At 69.3% G+C, this 10832-nt stretch carries 11 protein-coding genes and 4 pseudogenes; 12 read left to right on the top strand and 3 right to left on the bottom strand.

Annotated elements, in window-relative coordinates:
* Positions 1-62 precede the first annotated feature (62 nt).
* From ACFWN1_RS27830 to ACFWN1_RS27810, 5 genes and pseudogenes are all read left to right on the top strand, one after another.
* Positions 63-604 (top strand): annotated as a pseudogene (locus ACFWN1_RS27830) (IS5 family transposase); the annotation flags it as partial.
* Positions 605-689: 85 nt separating this feature from the next.
* Positions 690-1693 (top strand): annotated as a pseudogene (locus tag ACFWN1_RS27825) (IS5 family transposase).
* 10 nt (positions 1694-1703) lie between these two features.
* Positions 1704-2492: a hypothetical protein gene (locus ACFWN1_RS27820; protein WP_384367594.1), complete on the top strand. Its 789-nt coding sequence runs from the start codon at positions 1704-1706 to the stop codon at positions 2490-2492.
* A 124-nt stretch (positions 2493-2616) separates the two neighbouring features.
* Entirely contained in the window at positions 2617-3282 is a 666-nt protein-coding gene (locus ACFWN1_RS27815; RefSeq protein ID WP_384367591.1) for a PolC-type DNA polymerase III, read from the top strand.
* A 123-nt stretch (positions 3283-3405) separates the two neighbouring features.
* A complete protein-coding gene (locus ACFWN1_RS27810; protein WP_384367588.1) occupies positions 3406-3963 on the top strand; it encodes a hypothetical protein in 558 nt (185 codons plus the stop codon).
* Positions 3964-4093: 130 nt separating this feature from the next.
* Here the strand turns inward: ACFWN1_RS27810 and ACFWN1_RS27805 are convergent, their stop codons facing one another.
* Positions 4094-4969 (bottom strand): glycosyltransferase family 2 protein, encoded by an 876-nt coding sequence (locus tag ACFWN1_RS27805; protein ID WP_384367585.1) that lies wholly within the window; start codon positions 4967-4969, stop codon positions 4094-4096.
* A 207-nt stretch (positions 4970-5176) separates the two neighbouring features.
* On the opposite strand from ACFWN1_RS27805, the gene ACFWN1_RS27800 reads away from it, so the two are divergent.
* The 5 genes and pseudogenes from ACFWN1_RS27800 (at position 5177) to ACFWN1_RS27780 (ending at position 8259) form a co-directional block, all read left to right on the top strand.
* Positions 5177-5500: a hypothetical protein gene (locus ACFWN1_RS27800; protein ID WP_384367582.1), complete on the top strand. Its 324-nt coding sequence runs from the start codon at positions 5177-5179 to the stop codon at positions 5498-5500.
* Positions 5501-5586: 86 nt separating this feature from the next.
* Entirely contained in the window at positions 5587-6027 is a 441-nt protein-coding gene (locus ACFWN1_RS27795; protein WP_384367579.1) for a glycosyltransferase family 2 protein, read from the top strand.
* A gap of 39 nt (positions 6028-6066) precedes the next feature.
* Positions 6067-6184: pseudogene (locus ACFWN1_RS27790) on the top strand (PIG-L family deacetylase); the annotation flags it as partial.
* 283 nt (positions 6185-6467) lie between these two features.
* On the top strand, positions 6468-6800 hold the full coding sequence (locus tag ACFWN1_RS27785; RefSeq protein WP_384367576.1) for a PCC domain-containing protein: 333 nt from the start codon (positions 6468-6470) through the stop codon (positions 6798-6800).
* A gap of 415 nt (positions 6801-7215) precedes the next feature.
* A pseudogene (locus ACFWN1_RS27780) lies at positions 7216-8259 on the top strand (serine hydrolase domain-containing protein).
* Between the two features lie 58 nt (positions 8260-8317).
* On the opposite strand, the gene ACFWN1_RS27775 reads toward ACFWN1_RS27780, so the two are convergent.
* Positions 8318-9007, bottom strand: a complete 690-nt coding sequence (locus tag ACFWN1_RS27775; RefSeq protein WP_384367573.1) for a restriction endonuclease — start codon at positions 9005-9007, stop codon at positions 8318-8320.
* A 79-nt stretch (positions 9008-9086) separates the two neighbouring features.
* A complete protein-coding gene (locus ACFWN1_RS27770) occupies positions 9087-9296 on the bottom strand; it encodes a hypothetical protein (RefSeq protein ID WP_384367570.1) in 210 nt (69 codons plus the stop codon).
* Positions 9297-9760: 464 nt separating this feature from the next.
* Here ACFWN1_RS27770 and ACFWN1_RS27765 point away from each other — a divergent pair, with 464 nt between their 5' ends.
* Entirely contained in the window at positions 9761-10039 is a 279-nt protein-coding gene (locus tag ACFWN1_RS27765; RefSeq protein WP_384367567.1) for a GFA family protein, read from the top strand.
* Between the two features lie 223 nt (positions 10040-10262).
* Positions 10263-10832, top strand: a 570-nt coding sequence (locus ACFWN1_RS27760; protein WP_384367563.1) for a hypothetical protein, incomplete at its 3' end; no start/stop codon positions are given.

Genomic DNA, 10832 nt, shown 5'->3' with positions numbered 1-10832 from the left:
TTCAGGGAGCGATGCGGGGGATCGTGCATCGACAGCTACGAAAGACCGAGGGCGCCTCCCCCATCCTCGACGAACTCGGAGCGCGGGGCGAGCTGGACTGGTCGCGCTTCGGCGTCGACTCCGTCAGCATCCGTGCACTCAAAGGGGGGAGCTGACCGGACCGAATCCGACCGATCGAGGCAAGAGTGGATCGAAAATCCACCTGGTCGTGGACCGCAACGGCCTGCCCGTCGCCGTCGCCATCTCAGCTGCTAACACGCACGACAGCCTCGCGCTGCAGCCCCTGATCGCCTCGATTCCGCCGGTGCGCAGCCGACGCGGTCCCCGCCGGCGGCGGCCTGGGAAACTCCACGGGGACAAGGGCTACGACCACCCCTACCTGCGGCGATGGCTCCGGGAACGCGGCATCACACCTCGCATCGCCCGCCGCGGTACCGACTCTTCGTAGCGACTGGGCCGGCACCGCTGGGTGGTCGAGCGGACCATGTCTTGGCTTGCCGGCAGCCGCCGCCTGCACCGACGCTACGAACGGAAACCCGAGCACTTCCTCGCGTTCACAGCCATCGCCACCAGCCTCATCAACTACCGACGACTCACCAAATGAAACGACGTCTAGGGCGCGTATCGAGTCGTGATCAATCTGCGTGATGTGCCTTCGTGGCACGGTCTGGTCTGGTAGACCGTCATACGTGACGCGAGTGCAACTGACCGATCCGGAATGGGAGTTCATCGAGCCGTACCTGCCGATCGGCGAGTACGGCCCGTACCCCGAGCGGCTGCGGCAGCAGTTCGAGGGCGTGATCTGGCGGTTCAAGACGGGCGGCCGGTGGCGGGAGATGCCGGCAGAGTTCGGTGCATGGTCGACCGTCCACAACCGCTTCCGGCAGTGGCGTGACGCCGGGGTCTTCGAGGCGCTGTTGGAGGGCCTGATCGCGGAAGCTGCGAAGCGGGGTGAGGTGGACCTGTCCCTGGTCAGCATCGACTCCACCACCGCCCGTGCCCACCACGACGCGGCCGGGATGCACCTCGACGAGGACGTCGTCACCGCCCTGGAGAAAGCCGCCGCCGGGGAGGAGAAGGCCAGGTCAAAGGGGGCGGCCTCGAAGAACAAAGAGGGCGGGAGACCGAAATCGATCCCGCGCGGGAAGAACGACGACGCGTCCGGCGTCGGCACACACTCCGTCTGAAGGCCGCCCTCCTGGGACGCTCCAGGGGCGGGCAGACCAGCAAGGTTCACCTCGCCGCCGACCGCAAGTGCCGCCCGCTGGCGTTCATCCTGACCGCGGGCCAGGCAGCGGGCAGCCCGCAGTTCATCCCCGTCCTGAGGAAGGTGCGGGTGCGCGGGCCCGTCGGCCGCCCCCGCACCCGGCCGGACGCAGTCGCCGCAGACAAGGCTTACTCGTCTCGCGGCAACCGTGCTCACCTGCGCAAACGTCGTATCAAGGCGATCATCCCAGAGAAGAAGGACCAGGCCGCCAACCGGAAGAAGAAGGGCAGTGGAGGTGGCAGGCCCGTCAGTCACGACACCGAGCTCTACAAGGAACGGAACACCGTCGAACGGGCGATCAACAGGATGAAGGCATGGCGAGGCATCGCCACCCGCTACGACAAGACCCCGGGGAGCTACCTCGCCGGACTCCACCTCAGGGCCTCCATGATCTGGATCAAGGACCTCACACGAGCGGCCCCATGATCACAACCAAATACGCTCCCTAGCCGCCGCCATCACCGGCCCCGGACTCGCCACCGGCGTAGAGCGGGACGGACCCATGGCGGCCTTCGCCCAGCGGAATATGGACCACCTTGGCGTCGGCGTGAAAGTGATCGAGGGTGACGCGCTCGAAGGACACAAGGCGAGGGCGCCGTACGACCGGGTCCACTCCGGAATCGGCGTGCCGTGTGTCCCGGTGCCGTGGGTGGAGCAGCTCGCGCCGGGCGGCCGGCTGCTCACGACGCTCGTGACCCGTACGCCGAGCTGGCCGGGACAGCTCCTCGTCACCCGCACCGTGGCCGGCACGATCGAGGCGGTCCTGCGGGGCCGGGCGCGCGGGTACCGGCCCTTGCTCGGCTACCGGTGGCTCGACGTCCTGGACCACCGCGCCCGTATCAAGGACGACCCCGGCACGGCACGGTCCACGCGGCTCACGCCGCCGCCGGACGAGGCGTATGGATTCTGGCTCGCCGCCGCATACCGCGCGCCTGGTCTGGTCCGGGACTTCAAGGCCGAGACGATGACCATCGTCGCGCCCGATGACGACTCCTGGGCCGTGGTCGGACCGGACGACGGCACCGTTCGAGTCCATGGACCGCGTGATGTGTGGGCTGAGCTCGAAGATCTCCACTCCCGCTGGGAGCAGGCCGGACGGCCCGAGCGGTACCGGGTCGACTTCTGCGACAGCTCCGGGCTACAGCACGTCACCTCCGGCGCGGGCTCGAAGGCCCTGTCCTGGACGCTGCCTCCGCTTGCCGCTGTGCCCCGGCAGTTGCCATGACCGCTTTCTCGGATCACCGTCATGCTGCCCGCCCCGGACCCGATGTGCCGGGCGGGGGTGGTCAACCTGCTCAGGCCTGGCCCGTCGGGAAGAAGTCGGCGGCGGCCGGGAAGGAGGGGATGTCGTGAAGGAACTGATGAGTGATCCGCGCTTCGGTGGGACTACGCTCCTGGTGATCGACTTCGAGGGCCTTACCCCGGCAGGGCGGCCCGCCGAGCCGATGGAGGTCGCCGTGGTAGCGCTGCGCCCCATGGGCGGGCATCTGGCTGAAGTCGGCCGCTTCGAGGAGCTGATGCGTCCGCCGGCTGACGTGCCCGTGACGGCGATGGACGTCCAGCTCAAGGGCATCACCCAGCAGATGTTGTCCTCGGCAGCGCCGTCCGCCGAGGTGATGGCCCGGCTTGAGGCGCGCCTGACCGCGCCGCCGTACCGGCTGGTCGCCCATCACGCCTCCACCGAAGCCGGGATCATCGCCCGTCAGGCAGAGCACTGCCCCGTGCTTGCGGCAACGCCGCTGCTGGACACGCTGCGTCTGGCCAAGGCCGTGGTTCCCGGGCTCAGCTCCTACGGGCTGGACAGCTTGCTCGGCTACTACGGCATCGCCAAACCGGCCGGACGGCACCGGGCGATGCCGGACGTCGAGGCCACGGCGCAAGTGCTGGCCCGACTCCTGGAGAAAGGGTGTGCCGGTGGCCGGTGGCGCACGCTCCTCGAGCTGGACGCGGCCGCCGGACTGCAGCCCAAACGGCCGCCCTCGGGCACGGAGGCAGAGCAGAGTGCTCTGTTCTGACCAGGTTTCCCGGGAGAGACCCTGCGCGGCTGGCGTCCCCGGGCCGATGCCCGCGGATCCCGGCCGTGACAGGCACCCGCTCACGTCCGTCGAGCACCACGACGCGAAACGAGGGAACGGACCATGACCGCACCGGTGTTCACCGCCCCGGAATCCGCCGAGGACGCCACTCGGATGCGCGGCGCGTTGGCGGTCGCGGCCCGCGCCTTCCACCTCACGCCGTCGGGCCCGGAGGTGTGGGAGTGGCAAGGGCGCACGCTCGGGCGCCGTGTCGGCACGAGCCGGCTGCGTGTCGTCTCCGCGCTGTCGGAGAAGGCCGGCGGACGGCTGGGGGGGGGCACCGCCCTGGCGGACGCCTCAGTACCCTGGATGGTCCCGCGCCCCGGGCTGCGGGACCTGATGGACTGGACGCACGGCTCGTACGCGTACCGGGCCGAGCTCACCAAGTTCATCACCACGCCGACGGTCGTCGCCGGCAGCCCCGTGCTCGACCGCGACCCCAACCTGCCGGACATCTGGTGGCGTGACTTGCGCGGCGCGGCGCGTGCGCTTGCCGCGGTGCCGACCGGGCGTGAGGCCGTAGGGCAGTCGTGGATTGACCGCAATTTTCGCTCCTTCTTGGGCGTCGACCCGCCTCGGATCTACGAGCACTCCGCGCGGCCGAGCTCGAGGAGGACCTGAAGGCGCAGACGAACGTCACCCAGCTCGCCGACCGGCGCCAGCGGCGCTGACCGGCAGCTGCCCGAGTTCCCGGCACGGTTGCTGGAAGAGCAGCCCCTTCAGCCCCTGTCCGTCGTCGGCAGGCTCCGTCTCAGATCAGCGGGGGACGTCCCAGGCGCGTCATTCGCCACACCGTGCGCCACTTCATTGCCTTGCGAGGACCGCACGGATTGCGAAGCCCCTCCATGAAGCCGCCGCACCATGCTTTCAGCCCGCTGACGGACCGGATGCGGGCGAGGGTGAGCACGATCCACACGCCCAGATAGACCGGGATCAAGGGGAGGGGCAGCCGGCGCAGGGCAAGCCAGACTCGATTTCGCGCGGTGAAGCGGTAGTAGACCGCATGCCTGGCCGGGGAAGTCTTGGGGTGCTGAAGAACAAGGTCGGGCTCATAAAGGATCTTCCAGCCGTCGTCCAAGGCACGCCAGGCCAAGTCGGTCTCTTCATGCCCGAAGAAGAACTTGCCAGCCCAGTCGCCGATCCGCTCCAGCATCGGGACGGAGAGGGCATGCCCCCCTCCGAGGAAGGCGGTCACCAGGCCCCGGCGCATCGGATCATCGGCGCGAAGGCGCGGCACCCAACGTCGCTCTGTGTGTCCGTTCTCATCCGCGACCCGGAAGCCGATGATCCCGAGCTTGGGGTCCGTCGCGAACAGCTTCTGGATCTTGCGGAATACGTCATCGGCGATGAGGAGTCCGTCGTCGTCCAGCTCGACGACGACGTCAACCTCTCCGGATTCGCGCAGCAGCTTCAGCCCGACGTTGCGGCCGCCGGGGCAACCCAAGTTCTCCTCGAGCGGGATCTTCGTTACGTCCGTGGCGATGTCCGTGAGCGGCGTTGCGTTCCCCACCAGCACCACCCGTGCTGCCGGAACGTCCTGCTTCTCGACGGAGGCCAAGAGAGCCTCCAGCTCACGCGGGCGAGTGCCCATCGTCACGATGACGACTCCGAGGCGCGGCAACGACATAGCGGCAAACTCCAGGTGTCGGCGAACACGCTGATGCTAGTGCCGGACGCCCCTTCCTCTGCACATCGCGCGCATGCCCATGACATGGAGGAGAGAGTTGACAGACCCCCTGTTCCCCCCTCTGGCTGCGGCCACGCTGACCCCAAATATGGGGACACAAGCCGCAACGGTCAGTGGTCAGCTCTCAACAGCGTCCACAAGCTGACGATGAACGACCGCCCAGCGGAGGAGGCCGCCGCGCAGGCGACGCTCCTCGCGCAGCGTGGTGTCGAGGTCCGGGTGGTCGTGGTCGGCAACGGCTGCCGCCCCGAAGTCTTGCCACCCGGCGCGCTCACCGTGTGCTTGCCGGAGAACGTCGGCATTCCCGGCGGCCGGAACGCTGGCGCCGAGGCGCTGCGTGCGGCAGGAGACGCCCCCGATGGCTGTTCTTCCTCGACAACGACGCCACCTTTCCATGCGCCGATGTCCTCGCCCGGCTCGTCGCTGAGGCAGAGCGGCATCCCGAAGCGGCCTGGGTACAGCCGCGGCTGACCGGCCCGGACGATGCGACGACGCCGCGCCGCTGGGTGCCCCGGTAGCGCGCCTCGCCCCCCGGGCGCCCGGGGCGGGTCACCTTGATGGCCGAGGGCGTCGTCCTTATCCGACGAGCGGCCTTCGACGCGGTGGCCGGCTGGAAGAGCACGCTGTTCCTCTACCACGAGGGGTTCGACCTGGCCTTGCGGCTGTACGCGGCGGGCTGGAGCGGCTGGTACGCAACCGACATCCGGATGCACCACCCGCTCACCACACCCGCCCGCCACGCGCTGTACCACCGGCTCGCCGCCCGCAACAGGATCTGGATCGCCCACCGCAACCTCCCCGTTCCGCTCCTCCCCCTCTACCTGAGCGCCGGGACCACGATCACCCTGGCCCGGGCCGTGCGCCGCGGCGGCGGACTGGGGCAGACCCTGCGCGGCATGCGCGAAGGGTGGACGACCCGACGTACGCAGCGGCGGCGGCCGATGAGCTGGCGCACCGTCTACCGACTCACCGCCGCCGGGCGGCCGCCCATCATCTGACCCCGTTGCCTGTCCGCCACATCAAGGAGCCCTCTTCGCATGAACCAGCCGTTGCCTTCGCTGCTGGGGGTGTTCGCCCATCCCGACGATGAGAGCCTGCTGGCCGGCGGTGTGCTCGCACAGCACCACGCCGCCGGAGCCCGCACCTGCGTCGTCGCCAAGCTCCCCGGCCAGGGCCAGGCCGCTCAGGTCGCCCGCGTCCTGGCCCACGACGAGGAGGTTCGCCACTTCTACATGACGGCCGTCACCTCCCGCGTGTGCGCCGTGGACTGGACGACGGCCGGCCGGATCGTCTCCCAGCCCGCCTCGTACGGCCACCGCGCGGACCTCCTCGCCACCCGCTTCGCGAGGGAAGCCCTCAACCCCCAGGACTCTGGCGCCCGATGGTGCTCCTCGGTCATGCTGCGGGAGCTGAGCCCCATGATCGGACGGAGTCCTGCATGATCGTCTTTGAAGTCCCCGCCGGCGAGCTCGTCGACGAGCTGAACCGCCAGGCCGCCGCAGCTGGCATCACCGACGCCGCGATCGTCTCCCTGATCGGCGCCGCCGACTCCTTCACCGTCTCGACCATGCCCGAAAGCGACGCGCTCAAGGACAACATCACCAAGTACGACCTGCCCGGCGAGATGACAGGCACCGGCGAGATCCGCAACGGTTTCGCCCACATCCACGTCGTCATGGGCGTCGAAGGCGACCGCGCCATCGCCGGACACCTCCACGAAGCGCACATCGGCACCCACTTCGCCCGCGCCTACGTCATCCCCGTCACCTGACCCCGCGTCAAGGTGTCCGCACTCGGCCCCCGTGCCGCCCCCTCCTGTGGGGCGCCGCCGGGGCCGACCGCCACACAGGCCCCGCACCTGTCATGGTCACCGCACCCACTCGTACTCGTCCTTCCCGCCGGCATCGCGGTCCTCGTCGCTCAGAAGGTCGTTCACCTCGTCCTCGGTGAGCTCGCGCGCATCGTCCATGGCGCCTGGAATGCCCCGCCGCCGTCTCTGGCGGCCCGCACGGCACGTACGGCGTCGCGAAGGTTCGTGGAGATCGACTCCCCCGAGTCGTGCCTCGGCGCAGAATTCCGCCTTCGGCCTGGCACAGCCGCGGTGTCCATGACGCGCCACTGCACGGTCTGGCCCGCCTGCGTCACTACGCTGGCCCGGCGGGATGCCCCCGGCGAACAGGGAGACCATGACGTACGCAACCGACCGCATCGAAGCCCTGCTGGAGGAAGGCATCCGCGACAAGGTCTACCCCGGTGCCGTGTGGGCCGTCGGCGACACCGACCGTGTCCACGCCTGCGGTACGACCGGCGTCCTGGACCCCGACGAGCCGCAGGTGAAGATGCAGCTCGACATCGTCTTCGACGCCGCCAGCCTCACCAAGATCCTCGCCGTGTGGGCGTCTATCGGCGCACCTGTGGGAGGACAACGTCCTTGACCTCGACGCCCCGCTTGGCACCTTCTGGGACGAGCTCAGCGGACATCCGCTCGGCGCGGTGACCGCCCGCCAGCTGCTGACCCACACCGCCGGCGTCCCGCTGCGGGCCCAGCTGAAGAACCTCTACGGCACCGACCCGCAGGCCATCCCGGTCGGCGTGCTGCACGAGGCCCTGCACCGCCCGCCCGGGGAGGCTGTCGAGTACACCGACCGGGCCGCCCTCATCCTGGGCTACCTCGCCGAGTACCTCCCGGTCAGTCCCTGGACCAGCTCGCCACCGCCCGCACCTGGCAGCCGCTGGGCATGGACACCACCCGCTTCGGGCCACTGCCCGGCCACCTCGCGGCCCGCTGCGCGCCGACCGAACTCGACCAGGACACCGACACCCACCTCAAGGGCACAGTTCACGACTTCTCCGCCCGTCTCCTGGGCGGTGTCTGCGGCATCGCCGGCGTCTTCACCGTCCTCGACGACCTCGTCCGTTTCCTCCGCTACATACTGGGCCCGGACTCCGCCCCCGCTCAGGCCAGCTTCAGCACCGAGTGGACCGCCTACTCGCTCACCGTACTGACCGGTGGCCTCCAACCCGCCCGCGGCCTGTTCTGGCACCCAGCCCCCGGCACCGCCGAGGAAGGGGACGTCTGGGTGCACTACGGGTTCACCGGCACCGGCATGTGGATCTCACCGGTCCAGGACCGCTGGGCGGTCTTGCTGACCAACAAGCTCTACTACACCCGTGACCGCCAGCCGCTGACCGACATCCGCAACAGCTTCCGCGGACTCGCCTTCGCGTGAGCCCGGCTCGGAACCTCGGAGAGGACTGCTCCCCATGCGATGCCCCTGTCTGCCACGGTCAGGCAGAGGGGCGCCGCCTGGTACCGCTGCCGCTGCCGTTCAGCGGGATGAGGGTCTCCAGATGAGCGCCCTTGACCCAGGATCCCAGAAGGTCGCGGTGCAGGGCCACGATGTCCTGGCGCAGGGCCAGGCCCAGCGCGTCCCTCGTGAACGAGCGGCACGTGGTGACGAACAGCGCGACATCGGCGCCGTGTTCGAGACGGGCGGTACCGACGAACTTCTGCATGTCCTGGGAGCCCACGCTTCGATGCGGGGCATACTTCTTTACCTGGACGACCAGCTTGCGGCCGTCGGCCAGGTAGCCGACGACATCCGCGCCCAGGTCACCGCTCTTGCCGCTGACGACGATCTTCGTGCAGCCGTCCCGCCGACACAGGTCCGCGACGTACCTCTCGAACTCCTGCCACGACAACGCGTCCACCTCGGCCATGGACAACTCGCGCGCCTGGGCCTCCTCCTGCGCCCGCCACGCGCGGTCTTGGCCGAGCGCCTGGCGGTGCGCCCGCAGCAGCGCCCATCCGACCCCACCCACGACGGCCGCGGCAAGCACGGCTACCAGGACGGGCCACACCAGCGACCAGTGTTCGGCGACCCACACCGCGGCGACCACCGCCGCCACCGCACCCCAGCCCTGCACCTGCCTGCGCGCCCGCTTCTTCAAGCGCCGGCGCCGTCGACGTGCCGCCATCACTCTCCCTCTTCCCAGACCCGTGCCCCGAAGTGGGCGCCTGCCGACGCTGAACGGCCCGCGTTGCGTGTGCGGGGGCTCACCGGCCGGCCTGGGTGACGCCGCTCGCAAGCTGTCCCAGGACGTTCAAGATCCCCTGGCCCGCCGGCGTCGGCGCGATCAGGACGCCCAGCGCCAGGACGATGACGACGGTCAGCTTCTCGTCGAAGCGGCTACGGGAATGCGTACGCCGCCGCAACCTCCACACGACGATGACGGCGAGCAGCACCGCCACGTTGATGGTCACCAAACCGTCCCAACCTCCCCCTATACGACCAGCCATCACCACGCGGGGACGGCAGCACGCCACCCCAGCCTCCTTATGTAGCCGGGCCTCAGTGACGTTGAGACCGGGTTGCCGACGAATGGCACAAAGCCATCGGACCTGGCCGAATTCCGCACGGCGGATCAACCGCGGACGGGCACGGCGACCCTTCGCGATCGACGCACCTGGCCTGGCCACGCCAGAGCCGCCAAACAGTGTCCTGACGATCACGGCAGCGGTGGCACACTGATCTGCCCAACTTGCCAACCGTCTCTGGGAGATCACCTGATAACGTCACCCCCGCCGCCGACGTCGACGGAGCCGAAACAGCCAGGGAGCGTACGGGAGGCTGCCTGTGCGGCCGCATCCGTTTCACCGCCCAAGGTCCGGCAGTCTTCCCCCACACCTGTGCCTGCCGCCACTGTCAAAAACTCGGCGGAACCCCGGTGATGTGGTGGGTGGGATTCGAGACGGTCACCTGGACTAGTGAGGGCGGCGAGCCGACCTGGTACAGGACCTTCGAAGGCGAGGCGAAACGCGGCTTCTGCCCGACCTGCGGCGCCCGCCTCGCGGCGATCGACAGCGACATCCCAGAGATCGGCATCAACGTCGCCGCCCTCGACGACACCAGCAGCGCAGACCTCGTGCCGATCTACGCGTCCTTCCGCAACAACGCCGTGCACTGGATGCCCCCGGTGCCGGAGACCGAGCACCACACGGCCAGTTGAAGGCCTGTCCACGGGTAGGCGACGTCACCTGCTCCCTCGAAGGTCCCGGTCGGTGTCGCGGACGCGGGCCCTGATGCTTCCCCCAGGTCAGACGAGACTGTCAGTGGCTTCTGTCACGATGCGATCGCACTGCGTCACACGTTCTGGAGGAGTGGGGCATCCCTTGGGCAAGGCATCACGTCGTCGCCGGCAGCATCAGCAGGGGCAGGGACAGTCGCGCCCATTGGAGCTGACCTTCTGCGACGTCGACTTCGACCGCGGCTCTCGTGCTCACGGACGCGGGGTTGCCCCCGCGCCACCGGAGGGCTGGGTGATCGGCCGGGCCGCGCTCGTCCATGCCGAATGGAACGGGGCCGAACTCCGCGTCACGGGACAAAAGTTGATCGAAGGACCCCGCCCTGCCAGCCGCCTGATCAACGCTCTGCACGGAAAGCGGCTAGTCATCGGTCACGGCATCCTCAGCGCCGACTTTCGCGCGGCCGCCATGGTCACCGATGTCCCAGACTCTGTGCTCAAGCGGACGGTCGACACGCTCGCTTTCGCTCATCGCATCCGCGGCAAGCGCTACCCCACCGGCTGCGGCCTGGCCGCGCTGGCGAAGGCCAACCTCCGCGACCCGCGCGCCAAGCCGGCCCAGCCGTCTTCCACCCCCGGACTTCGGCCGGGCGGCGGCATGCACGGCATGTCTCCCGAGCGGGGCGACAACGACCCGCGCGAGGACGCGCTGACCGTTGCCCGTCTCTGGCAGACCATGGTCACCACGCGGGCACTCTCTTGGGGAGCAGGAAACCCC

Origin of the sequence: Streptomyces sp. NPDC058459 (assembly GCF_042721685.1) — a bacterium.
Taxonomy (GTDB): domain Bacteria; phylum Actinomycetota; class Actinomycetes; order Streptomycetales; family Streptomycetaceae; genus Streptomyces.
This window is presented reverse-complemented; position numbering and strand designations above follow the sequence as displayed.